The organism is Ruegeria sp. YTSA226, from assembly GCF_059609905.1.
The window spans coordinates 394,162-416,456 of sequence record NZ_JBXWMQ010000002.1; the positions used below are offsets into that span (position 1 = coordinate 394,162).

General features: G+C 57.3%; 21 protein-coding genes. 10 read left to right on the plus strand and 11 right to left on the minus strand.

All coding sequences use genetic code 11. The features are described 5' to 3' along the window. The 4 genes from AC2FFF_RS04620 to alr are packed head-to-tail and all read right to left on the minus strand — an operon-like array spanning window position 1 to window position 2,949. Window positions 1–393 carry a hypothetical protein gene (locus tag AC2FFF_RS04620; RefSeq protein ID WP_496710295.1) on the minus strand — a complete coding sequence of 131 codons (393 nt, stop codon included), beginning with the start codon at window positions 391–393 and terminating at the stop codon, window positions 1–3. Continuing rightward, a complete protein-coding gene (locus tag AC2FFF_RS04625; protein ID WP_282021912.1) occupies window positions 393–1,139 on the minus strand; it encodes an ABC transporter ATP-binding protein in 747 nt (248 codons plus the stop codon). The genes AC2FFF_RS04620 and AC2FFF_RS04625 overlap by 1 nt, the downstream gene beginning before the upstream one ends. After that, window positions 1,136–1,918: an MlaE family ABC transporter permease gene (locus AC2FFF_RS04630; RefSeq protein ID WP_142633494.1), complete on the minus strand. Its 783-nt coding sequence runs from the start codon at window positions 1,916–1,918 to the stop codon at window positions 1,136–1,138. The genes AC2FFF_RS04625 and AC2FFF_RS04630 overlap by 4 nt, the downstream gene beginning before the upstream one ends. After that, window positions 1,915–2,949, minus strand: a complete 1,035-nt coding sequence (gene alr / locus AC2FFF_RS04635; protein WP_281994538.1) for an alanine racemase — start codon at window positions 2,947–2,949, stop codon at window positions 1,915–1,917. The genes AC2FFF_RS04630 and alr overlap by 4 nt, the downstream gene beginning before the upstream one ends. A 232-nt stretch (window positions 2,950–3,181) precedes the next feature. Between alr and AC2FFF_RS04640 the strand changes: the two genes are divergently transcribed. Then, on the plus strand, window positions 3,182–3,724 hold the full coding sequence (locus tag AC2FFF_RS04640; protein WP_281972004.1) for a GNAT family N-acetyltransferase: 543 nt from the start codon (window positions 3,182–3,184) through the stop codon (window positions 3,722–3,724). Between the two features lie 3 nt (window positions 3,725–3,727). Here the strand turns inward: AC2FFF_RS04640 and AC2FFF_RS04645 are convergent, their stop codons facing one another. The 6 genes from AC2FFF_RS04645 to AC2FFF_RS04670 all read right to left on the minus strand — a co-directional run bounded on the left by AC2FFF_RS04645 (window position 3,728) and on the right by AC2FFF_RS04670 (window position 9,683). Then, window positions 3,728–5,218, minus strand: coding sequence for a replicative DNA helicase (locus AC2FFF_RS04645; RefSeq protein ID WP_142633499.1), 1,491 nt, complete (start codon window positions 5,216–5,218; stop codon window positions 3,728–3,730). A gap of 225 nt (window positions 5,219–5,443) precedes the next feature. Continuing rightward, the gene (locus AC2FFF_RS04650; protein WP_142633501.1) at window positions 5,444–6,124 is read right to left on the minus strand and encodes an orotate phosphoribosyltransferase; all 681 of its coding nucleotides are present in this window, start codon (window positions 6,122–6,124) and stop codon (window positions 5,444–5,446) included. A 128-nt stretch (window positions 6,125–6,252) separates the two neighbouring features. Then, window positions 6,253–7,434 (minus strand): ammonium transporter, encoded by a 1,182-nt coding sequence (locus AC2FFF_RS04655; protein WP_281972005.1) that lies wholly within the window; start codon window positions 7,432–7,434, stop codon window positions 6,253–6,255. Window positions 7,435–7,582: 148 nt separating this feature from the next. Beyond that, complete coding sequence (locus tag AC2FFF_RS04660) at window positions 7,583–8,062, minus strand: CinA family protein (RefSeq protein ID WP_281972006.1); 480 nt, start codon at window positions 8,060–8,062, stop codon at window positions 7,583–7,585. Further along, entirely contained in the window at window positions 8,059–8,556 is a 498-nt protein-coding gene (locus tag AC2FFF_RS04665) for a phosphatidylglycerophosphatase A family protein (protein WP_142633508.1), read from the minus strand. The genes AC2FFF_RS04660 and AC2FFF_RS04665 overlap by 4 nt, the downstream gene beginning before the upstream one ends. Continuing rightward, a complete protein-coding gene (locus AC2FFF_RS04670; protein ID WP_281972007.1) occupies window positions 8,553–9,683 on the minus strand; it encodes a bifunctional 2-C-methyl-D-erythritol 4-phosphate cytidylyltransferase/2-C-methyl-D-erythritol 2,4-cyclodiphosphate synthase in 1,131 nt (376 codons plus the stop codon). Before AC2FFF_RS04670 ends, AC2FFF_RS04665 begins: the two co-directional genes overlap by 4 nt. A gap of 184 nt (window positions 9,684–9,867) precedes the next feature. On the opposite strand from AC2FFF_RS04670, the gene dusB reads away from it, so the two are divergent. The 5 genes from dusB (at window position 9,868) to ntrX (ending at window position 17,119) form a co-directional block, all read left to right on the plus strand. Then, window positions 9,868–10,851, plus strand: coding sequence for a tRNA dihydrouridine synthase DusB (gene dusB / locus AC2FFF_RS04675; protein WP_496728339.1), 984 nt, complete (start codon window positions 9,868–9,870; stop codon window positions 10,849–10,851). Continuing rightward, a complete protein-coding gene (locus AC2FFF_RS04680) occupies window positions 10,848–11,915 on the plus strand; it encodes a two-component system sensor histidine kinase NtrB (RefSeq protein WP_282021918.1) in 1,068 nt (355 codons plus the stop codon). Before dusB ends, AC2FFF_RS04680 begins: the two co-directional genes overlap by 4 nt. A 42-nt stretch (window positions 11,916–11,957) precedes the next feature. Further along, window positions 11,958–13,325, plus strand: a complete 1,368-nt coding sequence (locus AC2FFF_RS04685; protein ID WP_282021919.1) for a response regulator — start codon at window positions 11,958–11,960, stop codon at window positions 13,323–13,325. A 99-nt stretch (window positions 13,326–13,424) separates the two neighbouring features. Next, a complete protein-coding gene (locus AC2FFF_RS04690; RefSeq protein ID WP_281972011.1) occupies window positions 13,425–15,713 on the plus strand; it encodes a sensor histidine kinase NtrY-like in 2,289 nt (762 codons plus the stop codon). Further along, window positions 15,710–17,119: a nitrogen assimilation response regulator NtrX gene (gene ntrX, locus AC2FFF_RS04695; RefSeq protein ID WP_142633520.1), complete on the plus strand. Its 1,410-nt coding sequence runs from the start codon at window positions 15,710–15,712 to the stop codon at window positions 17,117–17,119. Before AC2FFF_RS04690 ends, ntrX begins: the two co-directional genes overlap by 4 nt. Before the next feature lie 11 nt (window positions 17,120–17,130). On the opposite strand, the gene AC2FFF_RS04700 is transcribed toward ntrX, so the two are convergent. Continuing rightward, window positions 17,131–17,514, minus strand: coding sequence for a hypothetical protein (locus tag AC2FFF_RS04700; protein ID WP_496707855.1), 384 nt, complete (start codon window positions 17,512–17,514; stop codon window positions 17,131–17,133). Between the two features lie 192 nt (window positions 17,515–17,706). Between AC2FFF_RS04700 and trkA the strand changes: the two genes are divergently transcribed. The 4 genes from trkA (at window position 17,707) to hflX (ending at window position 22,258) form a co-directional block, all read left to right on the plus strand. Then, a complete protein-coding gene (gene trkA, locus AC2FFF_RS04705) occupies window positions 17,707–19,083 on the plus strand; it encodes a Trk system potassium transporter TrkA (RefSeq protein ID WP_142633524.1) in 1,377 nt (458 codons plus the stop codon). Further along, on the plus strand, window positions 19,083–20,621 hold the full coding sequence (locus AC2FFF_RS04710; RefSeq protein WP_142633526.1) for a TrkH family potassium uptake protein: 1,539 nt from the start codon (window positions 19,083–19,085) through the stop codon (window positions 20,619–20,621). The genes trkA and AC2FFF_RS04710 overlap by 1 nt, the downstream gene beginning before the upstream one ends. A 126-nt stretch (window positions 20,622–20,747) precedes the next feature. After that, complete coding sequence (gene hfq, locus AC2FFF_RS04715) at window positions 20,748–20,987, plus strand: RNA chaperone Hfq (RefSeq protein WP_010440340.1); 240 nt, start codon at window positions 20,748–20,750, stop codon at window positions 20,985–20,987. Next, entirely contained in the window at window positions 20,987–22,258 is a 1,272-nt protein-coding gene (hflX, locus tag AC2FFF_RS04720; protein WP_142633528.1) for a GTPase HflX, read from the plus strand. The genes hfq and hflX overlap by 1 nt, the downstream gene beginning before the upstream one ends. Window positions 22,259–22,295: the final 37 nt, after the last annotated feature.

The following is a 22,295-nucleotide window of genomic DNA, read 5'->3' on the forward strand; positions in this document are numbered from 1 at the left end:
CTAAGCCTTCAAACTGCCAGCAATCGCTACCCAACCTACTATGTAAATGAGGGCGATGGCGCCAACAATGCAGTGGGCAGCCAATTTATCGGATACAGACTGGTGAAGTTTTCTATGCAAAAGCAACCCTGACACCACATAGCCAACCTCTGTTGGTAACAGCACTAATGGGCCAACAACACCAAATACCTCAGACAAAACAATGGACAGAAGAATCCCGGGCACGAAGCCTTTCAGCACTGAGAGAAAGATTGGATAGAAGATCACTTCAGCTTTTATCGCGCGTGGTATACCGGATTTTTCACCTATAGTATGAACGAGGAACCAAGCTGCCACTACAGATATTAGGTATGTAAATGGCAGTGGGTAGAGGATGAAGGAGAGTGCCTCCACTACCGAACCGCCTCAATCGGCCCCTCAGCACTACCGCTGATGAACTGTTCCACATAGGGGTCGCCCGAGGCGTCCATCTGCCCGACGGGGCCGGTCCATTGGATCACGCCTCCGTGCAGCATGGCGACGTTATCGGCAATCGCGCGGACCGAGCTCATGTCGTGGGTGATGGTCATCGCGGTGGCGCCCATTTCGGTAACGATCTCGCGGATCAGGTCGTTGATGACGCCGGACATGATGGGATCAAGGCCGGTGGTGGGCTCATCGAAGAAAATGATCTCGGGCTCGGCGGCGATGGCGCGGGCCAGGCCTACGCGTTTTTGCATACCGCCCGACAGTTCGGCCGGGAAACGATCGGCCACATCCGCTTTCAGACCCACGCGGCGCAGTTTCTCGATGGCGATCTCGCGCGCCTCGTCCACGGGGCGTTTGAGCGAGCCGCGCAGCAGGCGGAAGGCGACGTTTTGCCAGACGGGCAGCGAGTCGAACAGCGCTCCGCCCTGAAACAGCATTCCGAAGCGGGCCAGAAAGGCATCGCGGTCGCCTTTGGTGGCGTCTTTACCGTCTACATAGACCGTGCCGCTATCGGGTTTGATCAGGCCAAGAACGCATTTCAGCGCCACCGATTTGCCGGTGCCCGACCCGCCGATGATGACCATCGAGGTGCCCTTGGGGATCTCAATATTGACGCCTTTGAGGACCTGATTGGACCCAAAGGCTTTATGTACATTCTCCATCCGGATCATATCGAGAAGAACACCCCTGTCAGAACGAAGTTTGCAGCCAGAATCATGATTGCGGCAGCCTCGACCGAAGATTTGGTCGCAGCGCCAACGCCCTGCGCGCCCCGGCCCGAGTTCATACCGTAGTAACAGCCCATGGTCGCAGTGATCAGGCCAAAGGCCGCGCCCTTGGTAAGCGAGGAGACGATGTCATGAAATTCGAGGAAATTCATGGTGTTTTGCAGGTAGGCCGCGGCGTTGAAGCCCAGGCTTTGGGTCGCCACGATATATCCGCCCGCAATGCCGATCACATCGCCAACCGCAACTAGAATCGGCACTGTGATGACGGCGGCCAGCACCCGCGGCGCGGTGAGGTATTTCATCGGATGGGTGGACAAAGTTACCAGCGCGTCGATCTGCTCGGTCACTTTCATGGTCGCGATTTCGGCGGCGATGGAGGATGTGACCCGCGCCGCAATCATAAGACCGCCCAGAACAGGCCCAAGCTCGCGCACCATGCCAATCGCTACGATTTGTGGCACCACAGCTTCGGCATTGAAACGCGCACCACCTGCATAGATCTGAAGCGCCAATGCACCGCCGGTAAATATCGCCGTCAGGCCAACCACCGGCAGGGACATCCAACCGATATTCATAAGAGCGACCGCAAATTCGCGCGGATAATAGGGGGGGCGGAAAATATGCGAGATTGCGTCAACGAAGAACAGTGCGACCTTGCCGAAATTTGCAAGCAAAGACAGGGCTGTACGTCCCAACCCGCCCAGCATTGAAAGAGGGTTCATTCGATATAGCCCCGAGAGTAGCGCGCGCCTAGAGATGTCAGAATTTCATACCCGATGGTGCCGGCGGCCTCGGCCAGATCATCCACTGTCTGGTGGCCGTTGAGAATACGCAGGCGTTCCGGATCCTCGGGCAGATCCGTTACGTCGATGGTGATCAGATCCATTGAGATTCGGCCAACGACAGGGCAGGGCCTGTCCGCCACAAAGGCATCAATGCCGCCTCCGATAGCGCGGTGAAGCCCGTCCGCATACCCGGCCGCAACCGTGGCAATACGGGATTTGCGCCGCGCGACCCAGCTGTTGCCGTATCCCACACTTTCGCCGGGCTCGACCTCGCGCACCTGAATGACCGGAAGGTCGACGGTGACGACGGGTTTCGCATCGGCAAAGGGTTGTCCGCCATACATCCCGATACCGGGACGGCACAGGTCGAAGTGATAATCGCTGCCCAGAAGGATACCGCCGGTGGCCGCAAGCGATCTGGGGGCCGCACTTCCATCGGTCAATTCGCGGAACACCCGCAGTTGGTGGCGATTCATCGGGTTGTCAGGTTCATCCGCACAGGCGAGATGCGACATCACCAGCGACGGATTAAGCGGCTCGATCTCTGTGCGCAACGCGGCCCAGTCCGCAGGCTCAATCCCCAAGCGATTCATGCCGGTATCCAACTGGATTCCAAAGGCGTGTTCAGGCAAGGCCTGACGATGGCGGCGGAACTGTTCGGGCGAATTCAGCAATGGCGTCAAATTGTGTTGGAGCAGTAGGTCGCTGTCGCCTTCCATATGCCCGGAAAAAACACTTATCGTTGCGTCGGGTCCGACAGCCTCGCGCACGGCGGCACCTTCTTCGGCAGCCGCGACAAAGAAATTTCTGACACCTTCTTCAGCAAGTGCGGCAGAGACAGGACCAGCGCCCAGGCCATAGGCGTCGGCCTTGACCACGGCACCCGTTTCACAGGACGTCTTTGCATCAAGCGCCTGCCAGTTGCTGGCCAGTGTATAAAGATTGATCGTTAAGCGTGCAGTACTCATGCGTCTGTTCATGACATTGGATCGCGTCAGGTCAAGGGGGGTCGCAGCGATAATTGACCTGTACGTTGCGCATAACGGCACCTTGAGGCCGGGAAGCGGGTTGAAACAGCGTAAATCTGCGTATTGAACATCTGAGGGCGCCAAATCACTATTGTGCGCACATCGTGGTCAACCATGATCGGGTCAAGGTGATCGTTCACTAATACCCAAGGGGGCCTGTTGGGATGAAAACATGATTGAACTCTCGTTTGGGTACAAAAACCAGAGCAGTAGGTTGCCTGATTTCTTTTATGATGTGTTCTCTGCTTCAGAGGGGGCCGAGGAAGGACGGGCCATTCAATCTTTGATCAGGGAATTGCTGAAAACCGAGCCCGATCAGGATCTGCAGGGATGTGTTGCGACTGATGGGGGCGATCTTCTGGGATGTATCATATTCTCGCGCCTGACCTTTGATCAGGATCCGCGGCGGGTGTTTCTGATGTCGCCCGTGGCCGTGCGGACGGATCGTCAACAGGGTGGGATCGGGCAGAAGCTGATCACCTTTGGTCTGGACCAACTGCGGGCCAAAGGCGTCGATTTTGCAATAACCTACGGAGATCCGTCATATTACGGCAAAACCGGTTTCCTGCCCATTTCTGAGGCATTCGCGCAGCCGCCAATGCCGCTTAGCCAGCCGATCGGATGGCTAGGGCAATCTCTGTCTGGTTCACAGGCTGATCCGATAGTGGGGCCGTCACGCTGTGTCAGCGCGTTTGACCGACCTGACCTTTGGTGACGGTCAGTAGCCTTCGATCTGACCGTCCTGCTGCCAGGGTTTGACGAGGTTCCCAAAGCGGGTGAACTGTGCTTCGAAGGACAGCTCGACCGTACCGATGGGGCCGTGGCGCTGTTTGCCAACGATAACTTCGGCCTTGGCGTGCAGGCGTTCCATGGCCTGCTTCCACTCTTCCATCTTCTCCAACTCATGATCGCCGGGCTTTTCACGTTCTTTGTAGTATTCCTCGCGGAACACGAACATCACCACGTCAGCATCCTGTTCGATCGAGCCTGATTCCCGCAGGTCGGACAGTTGAGGGCGCTTGTCGTCTCGGTTTTCAACCTGCCGGGATAGCTGAGACAATGCGATGACCGGGATGTTCAGTTCCTTGGCAATGGCTTTCATACCCATCGAAATCTCAGCGATTTCGTTGACGCGGTTTTCGGCCATGCCGCGGCACAACTGCAGATAGTCGATCACCAGCAGGTCCAGACCGTGAGTCCGCTTCAACCGCCGTGCACGCGCGGCGAGCTGTGAAATCGGTAGTGCCGGGGTGTCGTCAATGAACAGCGGGCAGGCTTCCAACTCCTTGGCCGCATCAACAAAGCGGCGAAACTCACCCTCGGTCATGTCACCCTGGCGGATCTTGTGGCTCGAGATTTCCGAGGCTTCGGCCAGAACCCGACCCGCCAACTGCTCGGCGCTCATTTCCAATGAGAAGAACCCGACAACGCCGCCGTCAATCGCGCCTTCGGTGCCGTCGGGTTTCAGCCCGCGCTTGTACGCTTTGGCCACGTTGAACGCCACGTTTGTCGCCAATGAGGTTTTCCCCATCGACGGACGCCCGGCCAGAATGATCAGGTCGGACGGGTGCAAGCCACCCAACTGCTTGTCCAAATCGGTCAGACCGGTGGAAATCCCGGCCATTCCACCACCGCGCTGATAGGCCTCGTTGGTGACGTTGACAGCCTCGGTGACCGCCTTGAGGAAGGATTGAAACCCCTGTTCTGTCTGGCCTTGTTCAGACAGCTGATACAACTGCTGTTCAGCCTCGACGATCTGCTCCTTGGGCTCGCTCGCCACATCGACCCGCGCCGCCTTGTCCGAGATATCGCGGCCAAGCCGGATCAACTCGCGCCGGATGGCAAGATCATAGATCATCTGGGCATAGTCATGCACCGCAAAGGCGCTGATCGAGGCCCCGGCCAGCTTGACCAGATAGGCCGGACCGCCCAGTTCCTTCAGGCCTTCATCCTCGGCCATGAAAGATTTCAGCGTGACGGGCGAGGCCAGCGCGTTCTTGGCGATACGGGTCGCGGCGACCTCGTAAATACGCGCATGGACCGGATCATAGAAATGCTCGGCCCCGATGATCGAGGCGACCCGGTCATACAGATCATTATTGGTCAGGATCGCACCCAGAAGCTGTTGTTCAGCCTCAATAGAATGCGGCATGGTATCGGCGTTTTGGATCTGTGCCGCTGCCTGCTCGATGCTGCTTATCTCGTTCATTTTGTCCCCGCTGCCCGTCCCGAGGTTCTATACGCGAAACGCCATTGCAAGCTATCTGGAAATACCTGTGGCTAACTGGGGGTAAGGCCTAGGGATAACTTTCCAGACAGTTTGGACGCTGTGGTGTGCTTGGCCTATTATGTAGGAAAGCGGGGAAAAGTCACCAGATATCGTATATGCTCAGCCGATTCTTTGGCGCTTATCCCCAATCCATCCACAACAGGTTTAGGAGGGTTTATTGGCCTCTTGCCAGCCGCGCGGGTCGTTCAGGAAGGCTTCGACACCGTCAAGTGTTTCCGTATCAAAGGCTTTCTGCGCTTTGGCCTCGGCCAGAACATCCCACCAGGTGCACAGCGAATGCAGCTTCACCCCATGATCGCCCAGAGTTTTCTCGGTTTCCGGAAAGATGCCATAATAGAAGATCACCGCCGTATGCCCGCAGGTCGCGCCGGTTTCGCGGATCGCATCAACGAAGGACAGTTTGGATCCGCCATCGGTGGTCAGATCCTCAACCAGCAACACACGCTCGCCCTCGTTCATCGCGCCTTCGATCCGGGCGTTGCGGCCATAGCCTTTGGGCTTTTTACGCACATATGTCATCGGCAGGGCCATGCGTTCAGCGACCATCGCGGCAAAGGGAATGCCCGCAGTTTCGCCGCCAGCGATATTATCGAACGCTTCAAAGCCCGCATCCCGCATCACTGTAACGGTCAGGAAATCCATCAGAGTAGACCGGATGCGCGGGTACGAGATCAGCTTTCGGCAGTCGATATAGGTCGGGCTGGGCAGTCCGCTGGCCAATGTGAATGGCTCGCGCGAATTGAAGTGAACGGCCTTGATTTCCAGTAGCATCCGCGCGGTCAGACGGGCGATTTCGGTGCTGTCGGGAAAGGAACTGGGGATCATGGCGGGACCTCTGAGCTGAAAAACCTTCGGGGCTGATAGCCTGCTGCTGCCGTCAGAGTCGAGAGGGCAGGCAAAAGAAAAGCGGGCCCAAATGGGGCCCGCTGTAAGCTTTCATAATGGCTTGGTGATTAGCTTGACATGTCGTAGGCACGTTCGCCATGCACCGACAAGTCAAGGCCATTGGTCTCAGTCTCGGCATCCACACGCAGCGGCGTGACGGCTGAGACCAGCTTGATCAGCACAAAGGTCACCACAGCGGTAAAGACGCCCACGATTGCCAGCCCGCCAAGCTGCGCGGTCCAAGTACCCAGACCGAACAAGGCGATCATGATCGTGCCAAAGATGCCGCCAACGCCATGCACTGCAAACACGTCCAGCGTGTCGTCGATTTTCAAAATGTTGCGCATGACATAGACCGCTTCCTGACACAGGATACCTGCGACTCCGCCGATGATCAGCGCCTGAACCGGGCCGACGAAACCCGATGCTGGGGTAATCGAGGCGAGACCGGCGATGGTTCCGGTCACAAGACCCACCATCGAGGCTTTGCCAAAGCGAATTTTTTCCCACAAGGCCCAGGTCAGGGATGCAGTGGCCGCCGAAAGATGCGTCACGGTCATCGCCATCGCCGCACCACCATCTGCCGCCAGTTGCGAGCCGCCGTTGAACCCAAACCAGCCGACCCACAGCATTGCGGCGCCGATCATGACATAGCCCGGATTATGCGGAGGCGTTGTGCGATTGCGGCGCGGGCCGAGTGCAACGGCAATGATCAAAGCGGCCAGACCTGCCGTTTCATGCACCACAATGCCACCGGCGAAATCTCGCACACCAATCTCGCCAAAAATGCCGCCATCGCTCAGCATTCCGCCGCCCCAGATCCAATGCACCACCGGCGCATAACACAGCAGCATCCACAGGGCCGAGAAGGTCAGAACAAAGCCAAAGCCGACCCGTTCGACATAAGCACCGACGATCAGGGCGGGGGTGATAATGGCAAAGGTCATCTGGAAGGCAAAGAACAGAATCTCGGGCAGGGTGCCGGCCAGGCTGTCGGCATCAACACCATTCAGAAAGGCCTTGTCCAACCCGCCCCAAATCCCGCTTTCACCGGGGCCGAAGGCGATGGAATATCCTGCGACCAGCCAGAGAATGCTCATCAAGCAGGCGATGCTAAAGCAGTGCATGAACACGCTCAGCACGTTGCGGGCGCGTACAAGGCCGCCATAGAAGAGGGCCAGGCCCGGAAGTGTCATGAACAGGACCAGTGCGGTTGCTACTATGATCCAGGCGGTATCGGCTCCATTCATCAGCCACTCTCCTTTTCAGAATGCGTGGCGGGGCTTGAAGCGGATTGCGACTGGGGAAAAAAGAGGCAGAGCCCAAAAAAGCAGCCTATTTCAGGGGCCTTTTTTGAAGTGTTGATTAATTGGGCGTCAAATTGTCGAGCATGCCCGATTATTGGGCAGTGCTGAAAAGTGCCTTTGACAGCAGTGCCAGCGCGTGATCCCGCGCAGCGCGGCGCACCCGATCGCGGCCCAATGCGCCGAATTCGACGGTTTCTGTCATGGGTGGGATGCCGTCACCGGCCACACCAAAACATACCCGGCCTTCGGGTTTAAACTCGGATCCGCCCGGGCCTGCAATGCCGGTAACCGACACTGCCAGTTGCGCCAGTGAATTCCGCAAGGCACCCTCGGCCATTTCGCGCGCGACCTGTTCAGAAACCGCGCCATGGGCATCCAATGATTCCTTGCGGACACCCAACATTTGCTGTTTGGCAGTATTTGTGTAGGTCACAAAACCGCGCTCAACGACCGCAGAGCTGCCGGGGATGTCGGTCAGAGCCGCCGCGACCATCCCGCCAGTGCAGCTTTCGGCGGTGGTGATCATCACCCCTTTCGCTTTGGCGCTTTCTAGCAGGTCGGAAACGGTCACAACCCCAGAACTCCGTGGCTGAACCCGGCGGCCAACATGATGCCTATGGCCGCGAATACCCCGGCGATCACATCGTCCAGCATGACGCCCATCGGGTCGCCGCGCCGGTCGGCCCAACCCACGGGGCCGGGTTTCAGGATGTCGAACAGGCGGAACAGTACAAACCCAGTTACCCAACCTGGCCACAGCGCCGTAATGTCGATCCCGTGCGCCCAACTGGGATAGGATATCGCCCAAAGCGCGAGGAACTGACCTGCGACCTCGTCAATCACAATCTCGGAAGGGTCGTGGTCTTCTTGCCCGGCGGTCATCACACGCGTGGCCCACAGACCGCCGAAAAACACCGCGACTGTCGCGACCGCCAGTAAGGGGAAGCCGCCCAGAGTATGCAGAACCCATACCAAGGGCAGGGCAACCAAAGACCCCCAGGTGCCGGGGGCGGGTCGCAGATATCCGACGCCACAAACAGTGCCAATCAGTTGTGCAACGGTCATGATTTCACCAAACAAGCTGTTGCAATAGAAGCAATTCCTTCACCACGCCCGGTAAAGCCCAAACGCTCGGAGGTTGTGGCCTTGACCGAAATCTGATCCTGGCGCAATTCCATGATCTTCGCCATCTCTGTCTGCATGGCCGCGGCGTGAGGCCCGACCTTGGGGTATTCGCAGACCAGCGTGCAGTCGACATTCGATATACGATATCCCATCTGCCCGGCCAACTCGACCGCGTGGCGCAGGAATATTTCGCTTGCCGCGCCTTTCCATTGGGGATCTGAGGGCGGAAAGTGCTGTCCGATATCCCCTTGTGCCAATGCTCCGTAAATCGCATCGGTGACTGCGTGCATACCGACATCCGCATCAGAATGCCCCTGAAGCGATCGGTTATGCGGAACTTTGATACCGCACAGGATTACGTGATCCCCGTCACCAAAACGATGCACGTCGTAGCCGTTCCCCAGCCTTACATCCATATCCGTTCCCAATATGCGTTCCGCCCTGGCAAAATCCTCGGGTCGGGTGATTTTCAGGTTGTCCGTATCGCCCGGCACGATGCAGACGTCCAGCCCGGCGGCGCGCGCGACTTCCACGTCATCCGCTGAACCTCCGGGATGCGCGGTGTGGGCAGCGACGATTGCGTCATAGTGAAAGCCCTGCGGGGTTTGCGCTGCATGCAACCCGGATCGATCCTGCGTGCCAGTGACCATAGTGTCGCTTGCTGTCCACAAGGCGTCCGTCACCGCAAGGCCAGGTGCGGCACCGGGGAAATTGTCCAGAGCGGCCAGAACGGCATCAATGATCTCGGTGCTGACACAAGGACGTGCGACATCGTGGATCAAGACGCGGGTCACATTCATCCCGTTCAACGCCGACAACCCGCTGCGCACCGATCCTGCTCTGTCTGACCCGCCTTCCGCGAGGATCAGATCGGCGCTTTCAAATTCTTCGCAGGCGGGGGCATCCTCCTTCGACAGCACAAGGACGATGTGATCGACTTGCCCGCGGAATCGGTCGATGGTCCAGTCGGCCACCCGACGACCTGCCAGATGGCGCCACTGTTTTGGCGTGCCGCCTCCGGCGCGTTGACCGCGTCCTGCGGCGACAATGATAGCTGCGGTCGTCATGTGTCGTGCTCTCCGACGAGTTAAGGGCAATGTTTAGGGTGCGGTGAAAGCAGAGGCAATCACTCGGTTTCATCTGCTTAAAAAATAGGCAAACGATGATTTTGCATGCTTGTTCATGGCGGTTTTGTTGTTCATATGCACTCAATTCGATATCAAAGCTGCAACTGCTCAAGGATTAAGCACGTTGACTCTGCGACTTGCCGACAAAGATTTGAACCCGCCCGTACTACTGGCGCCCATGGCTGGAATCACTGATCGTCCGTTTCGCGATCTGGTGATGCGCTTTGGTGCCGGTATGGTGGTCAGCGAAATGGTGGCTAGCCAGGAAATGGTGCAGGCCAAACCCGGTGTGCGCGAACGGGCCGAGCTGTCTGCGGATGTGGAAAACACAGCTGTCCAGCTTGCCGGACGCGAGGCGTATTGGATGGCCGAGGCGGCCCGCCAGGTCGCTGATCGGGGTGCGCGCGTGATTGATATCAATATGGGCTGCCCGGCCAAGAAGGTGACAAATGGATATTCGGGCTCGGCCCTACTGAAGACACCTGACCACGCGCTGACATTGATCGACGCCGTTGTCAGCGCCGTGGACGTGCCCGTGACGCTGAAAACCCGGTTGGGATGGGATGACAAATTGCTGAACGCGCCCAATGTGGCAAGGCGGGCGCAGGATGCTGGGATACAAATGGTCACGATCCATGGCCGCACACGTTGCCAGTTCTACAAAGGGCATGCCGATTGGAGCGCAATCCGGGCGGTCAAAGAAGCGGTCTCGATTCCGGTGATTGCGAATGGTGACATAGTTGATTCTGGCGCTGCACGCATAGCGCTGGATCAGTCCGCCGCCGATGGGGTCATGGTTGGGCGTGGGGCACAGGGTAAACCGTGGCTACTGGCGCAGATGGGGCATGAGTTATACGGGGCAGAGGCGCCAGTCATTCCCGCTGGTTGTGATTTGATCGACATGGTTCGTGCCCATTATCAGGCCATGCTGGGGTTTTATGGTTTGGATCTGGGCCTGCGCGTCGCTCGCAAGCATCTCGGCTGGTATATGGATGAGGCTGGAACACCGGCCCCGTTGCGCCGGGCGGTGCTGACATCGCGCAACACGGATGAGGTGATGCACCTGCTGAGTGTTGCACTTGGCAGTGATGCAGAGGAGGCGGCATGACCTCGGATCACAGCATCTGGACCTCGCTGCCCGTTCCTGCCTTTGTCATAGATGCAGATGACCGGATCGCAGACATAAACTCCGCCGGTGAAGGGTTCCTGAATGCCTCGCGCAAATCCGTGATCGGGCATCCCGTCTGGGATCAGATTGCCGTGGACGCTCCATTAGAAGAAGCGTTTCTGAGAGCGCGTCATCAAGGTACGCCACTATTTGTGAACGATGTGGATGTAGGGTCAGGCAACCGCGCGCCGTTGCAATGTGCGCTTCAGATCGCACCGCTTGTTGGGCATCCGGGGTCAATGATCATGATCATCACGCCGCGTGAACTTGCTGGGCGTATGACCCGTGGAAACACGGTGAAATCTGCTGCGCAATCGGCGATCGGCATGGCCGAGATGCTTGCGCATGAAATTAAGAACCCTCTGGCAGGAATTACCGGCGCGGCGCAGCTTCTCAGCATGAATATCTCGCAGCAAGACCTTGAATTAACAGATCTTATTGTCGAAGAGAGTCGCCGTATCGTAAAACTGTTGGAGCAGGTTGAACAATTCGGAAATCTCTCTGAGCCCGATTTCAAACCGGTCAACATACATGACGTGCTGGATCGGGCACGGCGGTCGGCCCTGTTGGGTTTCGGTGCCCATATGACGATCATCGAGGATTACGACCCGTCGTTGCCACTTGCTTATGGCGACCCGGATCAGTTTCTGCAGGTCATCTTGAATTTGTTAAAGAATGCCTCGGAAGCCGCTGACCCTAAAGGGGGAACCATACGTTTAAGGACGTATTTTGAACATTCTTTCCGCCTGCGACGCAGCGACGGGTCAGGTCATTCTCTGCCACTGCAAATCGAAGTGACCGATGACGGCCCCGGTCTGCCGGAGAAGATTCGGGGCGAGATATTCGACCCGTTTGTGTCGGGCAAGGAAAACGGCACCGGCCTGGGGCTGGCGCTGGTCAGCAAGATCATTTCGGACCACGACGGCTGGATTTCGGCCGAGTCGGTTCCGGGACGAACGGAATTTCGCATCTCTCTGAGACGCGCGCCGCGTGACGCGAAATAGTCAATAAACCGCCGGAAAGAGCAAGAATAAGGAAAGCACCTGATGGATGGAACAGTACTGGTTGCAGATGACGACCGCACAATTCGGACCGTTCTGACACAGGCCCTGACACGCGCTGGGTGTAAGGTGCATGCAACCTCGTCGTTGACCACTTTGATGCGTTGGGTGGCCGAGGGCAAAGGCGACGTGGTCATATCCGATGTAGTTATGCCGGATGGCAATGGGCTCGAGATGTTGCCAAAAATCGCACAGGACCGACCGGGATTACCGGTCATCGTGATTTCGGCGCAAAACACGATCATGACGGCCATCCAGGCAGCCGAGGCGGAAGCTTATGACTATCTGCCGAAACCCTTCGACCTGCCGGATTTGATGAAGCGTACCGCGCGCGCGCTGGAACAGAAACAGCGCACGCCGTCAGATGCCGGTAACACGTCCCAAGAGCGTCCGGAAGAGCTGCCTCTGGTGGGGCGGACACCAGTGATGCAGGCGCTGTATCGCTTGGTGGCGCGGGTGATGAATACCGATCTGTCGGTCATGATTTCGGGCGAGAGTGGAACGGGCAAGTCGTTGATCGCCAAAGCGATACATGATTTTTCCGATCGCAGGACGCTGCCATTTGTAACGGCCACTGCCGCCGACCTGCTGGATCTTGAAGGCCCGGCGCGCGTCATGGCACGGGTGCGGGGCGGTACGCTGCTTATCGACGAGATCGCGGATATTGATGACGAACTACAGGCGCGTCTCGTTCGGATGATGGACACTCCAGGCGATCATGTTCCTCGGTTCATGGCTACGAGCCAATCGGACCTGACCGAAGCCATGGAGAACGGGCGCGTCCGGCAAGACCTGTATTATCGCCTTTGCGGTGCGACAGTGCATGTTCCGGCCCTTCGCGAAAGGGTCGATGATATCACCTTGCTTGCCGATCATTTTCTGGCGCGTGAAGAACGCGAACATGGCGCGAAACGCTGGTTCAGTCCGGATGCGGTCGAGCTGGTACGGCGCTATTCCTGGCCCGGAAATGTACGGCAGCTTGAAAATGCGGTCCGTCGTTTGAGCCTGACCAGCCGCGCCGATGAAATCTCCAAAACCGAGGTCGAGTCGGTGCTGGGCAGCCAACCCGAAGCCGAGCCGGTGCTAGGCAATGGAGAACGCGAAAAGCTCTCGGCTTCGGTCGAACGCCACCTGCGCCGCTATTTCGATCTACATGGAAATATGTTGCCACCTCCGGGTCTGTATCAGCGTATTTTGCGTGAGGTTGAGGCGCCTTTGATTGAACTGGCCCTGGATGCGACCGGGGGAAATCAGGCAAAATGTGCTGATCTTCTAGGGATTAACCGGAATACGCTGCGCAAAAAGATAACAGAGCTCGATATTCAGGTGACACGGCGGCGCAAACTGATGTAATATCGCCACACAAAGCGTGGCATCCGGGTTTCGACCGGGCAACGACCACGACATATGGCGGTAAGTCGCGCAAGCGGCACATCAGGATGAGGGCAGACGGTGGCAACCCGAGCACAGAGCGGGCTGATTTTATCAGTCAATCGGTGGCGAAAATCCCGAAGGCTGCGCAATTTTGGAACTTTGGGTCTGGTTTTGCTGGGCCCGGTGCTGGCTTTGACCACTTATCTGGTCATTGGTCCATTCGATCTGGGGGCAACCGCGCCCTCATTGCGCCTGATCCTGCTTGCGGATCTGGTCTATGTTCTCGTGGTTGCGGCGCTGGTTCTGGGTCAGGTAGGCAACCTGATCGCAGCACGCCGGGCCAAATCCGCGGGGTCCCGTTTGCACCTGCGACTGATCGGAGCCTTCACACTGTTGGCTCTGGTGCCGACTGTCACGGTTGCAATCTTTGCCGGTCTGACGGTGAATATTGGTCTTGAGGGCTGGTTTTCCGACCGCGTAAGGCAGGTTGTCGGATCCTCGCTTACTGCTGCGGAAGCTTATGAACAGGAACACCGAGAGGGCCTGACGCAGGACGCCGTCGTATTAGCGCTTTTTCTGGACAATGCCCGGACGCGTGATTTCTATATTTCCGATGCTGAACTGCGAGAGGTTCTGGCGCAAGGGCAGGCGCAAATCCAGCGCGGTCTGCGTGAGGCCTATGTCATTGATGGAAATGGTGAAATCCGATCCCGGGGGGATCGCTCTTATCTGTTCAACTTCGAAAAGCCGACCTCTGAACAGATGGCCCAAGCGACTGAGAATGAATTGCTGATCATTGCCGATTGGCAAAACAGTGAATTCAGGGCGCTTGTGCCTTTGAAGGCTTATCTTGATCGGTATCTCTATGTCAGCCGGGAAGTGGACGGGCAGTTGCTGACGCTGCTGGACGATACCAAGGAAACAGTTCAGTTCTATCAACAGCTTGAAAGTGAACGCGGACGGGTATTGTTTGAATTCGGCCTGCTTTATCTGGGTTTTGCCGTGATCCTGATCCTGGCCGCAGTGTCGCTGGGAATGTGGTTCGCCGAGCGTCTCTCGCGCCCGGTTGGACGCCTGACCACCGCTGCGCAGCGTGTCGGGGCAGGCGATCTGGGCGTTCAGGTTATCGAAGAAGCCACCGATGACGAAATTGCGATGCTGGGCCGTTATTTCAATCAGATGACCCGACAGTTGAAAGGGCAGCGCGATACTCTTTTGGAGAACACACGGCAGATCGAACGCCGGCGTCGGCTGTTCGACTCGGTTCTGACCTCGGTCACATCCGGTGTTGTTGGTGTCGACCCCGATGGTTGCGTGACGTTTGTGAATCGATCCGCCGAACGCCTGTTGGATTGGTCCCGTGGAGAGGAACATCTTGCCATTGGCATTGCGGTGCCCGAATTCATGCCTTTGTTCGAAAGCCTCAAGGACAGCGGGCAAGAGGCTGTGCAGGGTGAAATCAAGGTCACGCGAAAAGGCCATTTGGAAAACCTGTTGGTCCGCATGGCGATCCGCCGCGGCGAAGATGGCGGGCTTGAAGGATATGTGGTTGCCTTTGACGACGTGACCGATCTGGTCAGTGCACAGCGAATGGCAGCCTGGGGTGATGTGGCGCGCCGCATCGCACATGAGATCAAGAACCCCTTGACCCCGATCCAACTGAGCGCCGAGCGGATCAAACGAAAGTTTTCGTCCAAACTGGATGAGGATGATTGCGATATCCTTGTATCCATGACTGATGTGATCGTTCGCCAGACGAATGACCTGCGGCGGATCGTGGATGAATTCTCAAAGTTTGCGCGCATGCCGGAACCGGATCGGCACGAAGAAAATCTGGTGGGGTTGGTGCGCGAGGCTGTTCTGTTGCAGCAAGCCGGTCAGCCGGATGTCGAAATCGAAGCGATGCTTCCAGATCAGCCGATTTCAGGTGATGTAGACGCAACAATGCTGAATCAGGCGCTGACCAACCTGATCAAGAATGCAGGCGAAGCGATTGAAACGCTGAAACAAAAAGGGGCACCCGAGAACCTCAAGCCTCAGATCAAGGTTACTGTGATCGGCGACGATGCGGGCACGGTAATTACCATTGCCGACAACGGTATCGGCTTGCCGGAAGATCGTGCGCGGCTGTTTGAGCCTTACGTGACCACACGCGACGAGGGCACCGGGTTGGGGCTGCCGATCGTCAAAAAGATTATCGAAGAACATGGCGGGGTGCTGACACTTGAGGACGCCCCCGTATTTGACGGACAGGACCATTTTGGCGCAATGGCCGTGATCCGTTTGCCCGGGAGCAATATTTCCTCAAATTCAGCGCCGAAAAAGCAGGCAATTGATACAAACAAACTGAAAGCAGGCCAAAGATGAGCGACATTCTGATTGTAGATGACGAGCGTGATATTCGCGAGCTTGTGTCCGATATTCTCGAGGACGAAGGCTATTCTACCCGGCTGGCTGGCAACTCGGACGAGTGTATGGCAGCCATCAATTCCGAACCCCCGGGGCTTTTGATCCTGGATATCTGGCTGAAAGACAGCCGGATGGACGGGATTGATATTCTGAAGACTGTAAAGCGCGACAACCCAGACATTCCGGTGGTGATCATTTCGGGCCACGGGAATATCGAAATCGCTGTCGCTGCGATCAAGCAGGGGGCGTATGACTTTATTGAAAAGCCCTTTAACATCGACCAGCTGATGGTTGTGATCCGCCGCGCGATGGAAACCTCGCGCCTGCGCCGCGAAAACGCCTCGCTAAAGCGTAAAGAGGTCACAAGCTCGGATATGATCGGCAAATCGGCCTCGTTCCGGGCAATGCAGAGCCAACTGGACAAGGTGACCAAGTCCAACGGGCGTGTGATGCTGACAGGCCCTGCCGGTTCAGGCAAGGAAATCGCCGCGCGCTATATCCATGCAGAATCGAATCGGGCAAATGCGCCCTTTGTGACCGTGAACTGCGCCGGGATCGAGCCGGAGCGCGTTGAAGAGGTACTGTTCGGCCGTGAAACCACCGAACGCGGGGTTGAGGCAGGCCTGTTGGAAGAGGCCCATGGTGGCGTCGTCTACTTTGATGAAGTGGCAGATATGCCCATGGGAACCCAGTCAAAAATCCTGCGGGTTCTGGTTGATCAACAGTTTCAACGGGTTGGAGGTACCGACAAGGTTCGGGTCGACCTGCGGGTGATCTCTTCGACCAATCGTGACCTCGATGCAGAAATCGCCGCTGATCGTTTTCGGGAAGAACTTTACCATCGTCTGAATGTTGTGCCTATTTCGGTGCCTTCGCTAGAAGATCGGCGCGAGGATATTCCGGTTCTTGCCGAGTTTTTTATTGAAATGTGCAATGAATCCCAGGGCCTGCCGGTGCGCGAGATTTCAGACGAAGCTGTCGCGTTGCTGCAGACCATGACCTGGCCGGGCAATGTGCGTCAGCTTAAGAACCTGATCGAACGGGTGCTCATTCTGGGTGACGGTACGGGCCCGATCGAAGCGCGTGAGCTGCCAAACGAAGAAGAAAAAGCCGATGAATCAGGTCGCGTCGTTCTGTCCGGGGCATTGGCGACCTTGCCGTTGCGCGAAGCTCGCGAGGCGTTCGAGCGTGAATATCTGCTGACCCAGATCAACCGGTTCGGGGGCAATATCAGCCGCACCGCCAGCTTTGTCGGCATGGAACGCAGCGCGCTTCATCGTAAGTTGAAATCTCTGGGCGTAGTGACCTCGAACAAATCGGGCGCGCGGGTCGCGCAACTGGACGAGGCTGAACCGGCGGAGTGATCCGCCGGCCTTTACCCTGCCTGACCTGGGGTAATGATCTGAAACGTTCCGTTGTCGAATTTGACGAAACATGAATCGGTGCTGAGCGGTGGCAGCTGTGTTGTTGGGAGCGCAGCAACACGCGACTTTACGCCCTGCTTGCAAGGCGGAAGGCTGACCGGGCGATAGCCTTTCTGCGCCATGCATTGTGCTTCCAGCTTGTTGCGCAGCCCTTTGTTCACATCGACCGTATAGATCTGACCGGGCTGCCACCAGCCTCCGGTGCGATGACACCTTCCCCGACCATCGCAGTAGGTGCGACCTGGCCAATAGGTTGGTGCCCCTTGTCGCACCTGATTGGCAACGGGGGCGTCTTTGAGGGACTGAACCTGACATCCAGTCGTTTCAGACTGCATTTGCGAAACTGTCTCGCCCTCTTGATAATACAGGGAAAGCGGCCCACACGCAGTTAGCAACAGAGTCAAAGAAATCGTGAGAGCTATTGTTTTCATACGCTTACCTTGCCTCAGCTTTGCTTGTGTTACAAACTAATTGACCGTCTGGGGGGCATCTGTCATTCAAAGATTTCAGGCAGAAGGGCCAATAGCATGAAGGTCATCATTTGCGGTGCGGGTCAGGTTGGCTGGCAGATTGCACGGCATCTTTCGGGCGAGTTGAACGACGTTACTGTGGTTGACAACAATCCTGATCTGGTGCGACGGGCGACCGAAACCTTGGATGTTCAGGGGATTGCGGGATTTGCAAGCTATCCGGATGTTCTGAACCGAGCGGGCGCGCGCGATGCGGATATGATTATTGCTGCCACCCATTCGGACGAGGTGAACATGGTCACCTGTCAGATGGCACATTCGGTTTTCTCCATTCAGCGCAAAATCGCCCGGCTTCGGTCGAAATCCTATCTCGAGGCGATTCATTCGGATCTGTATCGCCGCGATCACCTGCCGATTGATGTGGTGATCAGCCCCGAGCGCGAGGTTGCCGCAGCGGCGATGCGCCGGTTGTCTGCCCCATCCGCATTTGACACCGAGATGTTCATGGACGGCAAAGCGCAGTTGCTTGGCATACGCATCGCCGAGGATTGCCCGATCGTGAACACGCCATTGCGGCAACTGACCGATCTGTTTTCGACGCTCAGCTCTATCGTGGTGGGTGTCCGGCGCGAGGGTACGCTGTTTGCCCCGGAATCCGAGGACCAGCTGTTTGTCGGTGACGAATGCTATGTCTTTAGCAATGTCAAAGACGTGGACCGGACGATGGAGGTTTTCGGCAAGGCGCAAAAACGGCAGGACCGGGTGGTGATTGTCGGCGGCGGTAATGTCGGTCTTGAAGTTGCTCGGACTTTGGAAGAACGTGAAAGCCGCGTGCGTGCCAAGATAATTGAACGAGACCGCCACTGTGCGGAAGTGGCAGCCGAAGCGCTTGAGCGAACGATTGTCCTTCACGGTGATGGTCTGGACGCGGCGCTGCTGCGCGAAGCTGGCATCGAACGCGCAGATGCAATGTTGGCCGTCACGGATGATGACCGTGTAAATATGTTGGTTGCCGTGCGTGCCAAGGCCGAAGGTTGTGCTCTGGCGATTGCACTGATCAATGATCCCAGCATGGTTGCCCTGATGGGGCCGCTGGGTATCGACGCCTATATCAACCCCCGCGCCACCACCGTCAGTTCGATTCTGCGCCATATTCGGCACGGACGCGTGCGGCAGGTCTATTCCATCGGCGATGCCGAGGCCGAAGTGATCGAGGCCGAAGTACTTTCAACCTCGCCCATGGCCGGGCAGAGGCTGCGCGACATTGATTTCCCCGAAGGTGTGCTGGTTGGCGCAGTGCGTAAGGGCGATGAGATGTTGCGCCCCACCGGTAGTCTCAGGATTGAAGAAAAGGATGTGGTGGCGATTTTTGCCTTAGCCAAAGACGTGCCCGAGGTGGAACGGCTGATGCAGGTCTCGATCGATTTCTTCTGATGGCGCATGCACGGAAAAAACAGGTTAGCCTCATTCGGCGATTGCCGCTGTTTCTTCTGCTCTGGGGTATTTTTGCTGCCGCTATGTGGATGCCTGCCATATTTGCGCTGGTGCTGGATGATCACGAAACGTCCCGGTCGTTCTTCTATTCCGGGTTGCTGGGGTTGTTCGTGGTCGGGATCATCTCGCTGGCAACATCCAACAGAATGCCGCGCCGAGGGACATTGGGCCAGTTGGCGGTCTTGTTAGGCTGTTTCACCGTATTGCCCTTGTTTCTTGCGATCCCTCTGCATGATGCGTTGGGTAATACGAGCTTTCTGAACGCCTATTTCGACATGGTCAGCGCATTGACCACTACCGGGGCTGATTTGTTTCCTGATCCAGACCGGTTGTCGGCGCCGTTACACCTTTGGCGGGCTCAGGTCGGATGGATGGGCGGGCTTTTGATGTGGATTTCAGCGGCCGCGATCCTCGCGCCGTTGTCGCTGGGCGGGTTCGAGGTGACAGCCCGTGGTCAACCCGGTCGCCCGGTTTCAGGCGTGGCGCAAAGCGAGATGGTAGACCCACGCGGGCGTCTTATCCGCGTCACGCTGACTTTGACGCCGGTTTATGTCGGGCTGACCGCTGTCATTTGGCTGTTGCTCGTGATCGCAGGAGAGCAGGGCCTGACCGCCATCTGTCATGCGATGTCGACCATGGCCACATCGGGTATCTCACCGGTTGGTGGGCTTGAGGGAGCGCAGGCTGGCGTAACCGGTGAGGCCATCCTGTTTCTGTTCCTGTTCTTCGCTTTGTCGCGGCTTACCTTTTCCTCGGACACAGCTACCTCAGGATATTCGCGGCTGGATAAGGACCCCGAGTTCCGGATCGGGCTCATGATCGTTGCAGGCGTAGCGGCGCTGCTTTTCTTCAGGGTTCTTGCCGGCGTCAGCGAAATTGGCGGCCAGATGGAACCTCTTCAGGCGTTGAGCGTAATTTGGGGCATGATTTTTACGGTCTTATCATTTCTGACAACCGCGGGGTTCGAAAGTGCAAACTGGGATGATGCCCAGCAAATTTCCGGTCTGGGCACCCCGGGATTGATCCTGATGGGGCTTGCGCTGATCGGCGGTGGAGTTGCAACAACGGCGGGCGGGGTAAAGCTGTTGCGGGTTTTCGCTCTGTACCTTAACGGCGCGCGCGAAATTGACCGGTTGATTTATCCGTCTTCAGTCAGCGGAGTAGGTGGCGGAAACCGTCGCATCCAAAGCGATGGGGCCTTTATCGCTTGGATATTTTTCATGATGTTTGCCCTGACAGCCGCTGTGTTCAATGTGTTGCTTGCTGCCATGGGTACGGGGTTCGAACACGCTATGGTGCTGAGCGTTGCCGCGCTGAGCACGACAGGGCCGTTGATCGAATTGGCAACCGATGTTCCTATCCGATTGATCGACCTTTCGGGCGGTGCCAAGCTGACCATGTGTGCCGCTATGGTGATCGGCAGATTGGAAACGCTGGCGATTATTGCCTTGATCACACCCGCTCTATTGAGGGGTTAAGAAACAATAACCATGCTAGTGACTGATTTTTCATCTGGAATATCGGTTAACGACACTCCATACTCCGCCGGAGGGAGCGCGTTGGTCCGCAGCGCGTAGCAAGAACAATGGCGAGATTATAAGAATATGGCTTCGGACAGACAGAATCTGCAGGACGCGTTCCTGAATAATGTACGGAAAGCAAAAGTCCCGGTCACAATTTTCCTGATCAACGGTGTGAAATTGCAGGGTGTGATCACCTGGTTCGACAACTTCTGCGTATTGTTGCGCCGCGACGGACAGTCGCAGCTGGTCTACAAACACGCGATTTCGACCATCATGCCATCGCAGCCGATCAGCCTGTATGAGGGCGAAGACGCCTCTTGATGGAACATGAAAGGGTGCGCACCCGAGCGTGGGTGCTGCATCCGGAAATCAAATCAGATGAACAGCGCCGCGTTCCAGGACCGGCGCTGGCAGAAGCGGTGGCGCTGGCCGCTGCATTGCCCGACCTTGATGTGATCGGATCCGAAGTTGTGCGCTTACCTCGAGCGCAGGCCGGTTTTCTGTTCGGTAGCGGCAAGATCGAGGAACTGGCCGAACGGTTGCACGAGAACGAAGTCGAGCTGGTTTTGATCGACGGATCGGTTACGCCCGTTCAGCAACGCAATCTTGAAAAGGCGTGGAAGGTCAAGATCCTCGACCGGACCGGGCTGATCCTTGAAATCTTCAGCGACCGTGCGCGCACCCGTGAGGGCGTTTTGCAGGTGGAAATGGCCGCGCTGAGTTACCAGCGGACCCGGCTGGTGCGTGCCTGGACCCACCTGGAACGGCAGCGGGGCGGATTGGGCTTTGTGGGTGGCCCGGGTGAGACCCAGATCGAAGCTGACCGTCGGGCCATTGATGAACAACTGGTGCGGCTGCGGCGTCAGTTGCAGAAGGTGGTCAAGACCCGCACGCTGCATCGCGCGGCGCGGGCCAAGGTGCCATATCCGATTGTCGCGTTGGTAGGCTATACCAACGCGGGCAAATCAACCCTGTTCAACCGCCTGACCGGGGCTGATGTCATGGCCAAGGATATGTTGTTCGCCACGCTTGACCCTACCATGCGTCGGGTCGAACTGCCCGATGGTCCCGAAGTGATCCTGTCGGACACGGTGGGGTTCATTTCGAACTTGCCCACCGAGTTGGTCGCCTCCTTCCGTGCGACGCTGGAAGAAGTTCTGGGTGCGGATATCGTGGTTCATGTGCGCGATATCAGCCACGATGAATCTGAGGCGCAGGCGAAGGATGTCGAAACTATCCTGACTTCACTGGGTATTGACGATACGCGACCCAGGATTGAGGTCTGGAACAAGATCGATCTGCTGTCCCCGGATGAGCGCGAAGCCGCGATGGCGCGGGCAGAGCGGGATCAGGGGATTTTCGCGATTTCAGCCGTCACCGGCGAAGGGATCGCCCCGCTTTTGGCGGAAATTGCCGTCACGCTGCAGGGCGTACGTTCTGAGGCAACGCTGGAACTGGGATTTGCCGAAGGCAACAAGCGCGCGTGGTTGTTCCGCCAGGAGGTCGTGCAGTCCGAAAAGCAGACCGAAGATGGCTTTGTGATCGACGTGCTGTGGACAGAAAAACAGGCCTCGCAATACTCCGCGCTTTGAACTCTGACTGGGGGCGAATTCCCCTATACCCATCGAA

Bases quoted from the DNA above. Each gene is read 5' to 3' on its own strand.
- AC2FFF_RS04700 (WP_496707855.1), bottom strand. From the start codon at position 17,514: ATGCAGTCTGAAACGACTGGATGTCAGGTTCAGTCCCTCAAAGACGCC.
- AC2FFF_RS04625 (WP_282021912.1), bottom strand. From the start codon at position 1,139: ATGATCCGGATGGAGAATGTACATAAAGCCTTTGGGTCCAATCAGGTC.
- alr (WP_281994538.1), bottom strand. From the start codon at position 2,949: ATGAGTACTGCACGCTTAACGATCAATCTTTATACACTGGCCAGCAAC.
- trkA (WP_142633524.1), top strand. From the start codon at position 17,707: ATGAAGGTCATCATTTGCGGTGCGGGTCAGGTTGGCTGGCAGATTGCA.
- ntrX (WP_142633520.1), top strand. From the start codon at position 15,710: ATGAGCGACATTCTGATTGTAGATGACGAGCGTGATATTCGCGAGCTT.
- hflX (WP_142633528.1), top strand. From the start codon at position 20,987: ATGGAACATGAAAGGGTGCGCACCCGAGCGTGGGTGCTGCATCCGGAA.
- AC2FFF_RS04630 (WP_142633494.1), bottom strand. From the start codon at position 1,918: ATGAACCCTCTTTCAATGCTGGGCGGGTTGGGACGTACAGCCCTGTCT.
- AC2FFF_RS04655 (WP_281972005.1), bottom strand. From the start codon at position 7,434: ATGAATGGAGCCGATACCGCCTGGATCATAGTAGCAACCGCACTGGTC.
- AC2FFF_RS04650 (WP_142633501.1), bottom strand. From the start codon at position 6,124: ATGATCCCCAGTTCCTTTCCCGACAGCACCGAAATCGCCCGTCTGACC.
- AC2FFF_RS04710 (WP_142633526.1), top strand. From the start codon at position 19,083: ATGGCGCATGCACGGAAAAAACAGGTTAGCCTCATTCGGCGATTGCCG.
- AC2FFF_RS04640 (WP_281972004.1), top strand. From the start codon at position 3,182: ATGATTGAACTCTCGTTTGGGTACAAAAACCAGAGCAGTAGGTTGCCT.
- AC2FFF_RS04680 (WP_282021918.1), top strand. From the start codon at position 10,848: ATGACCTCGGATCACAGCATCTGGACCTCGCTGCCCGTTCCTGCCTTT.
- AC2FFF_RS04670 (WP_281972007.1), bottom strand. From the start codon at position 9,683: ATGACGACCGCAGCTATCATTGTCGCCGCAGGACGCGGTCAACGCGCC.
- AC2FFF_RS04685 (WP_282021919.1), top strand. From the start codon at position 11,958: ATGGATGGAACAGTACTGGTTGCAGATGACGACCGCACAATTCGGACC.
- AC2FFF_RS04665 (WP_142633508.1), bottom strand. From the start codon at position 8,556: ATGACCGTTGCACAACTGATTGGCACTGTTTGTGGCGTCGGATATCTG.
- hfq (WP_010440340.1), top strand. From the start codon at position 20,748: ATGGCTTCGGACAGACAGAATCTGCAGGACGCGTTCCTGAATAATGTA.
- AC2FFF_RS04645 (WP_142633499.1), bottom strand. From the start codon at position 5,218: ATGAACGAGATAAGCAGCATCGAGCAGGCAGCGGCACAGATCCAAAAC.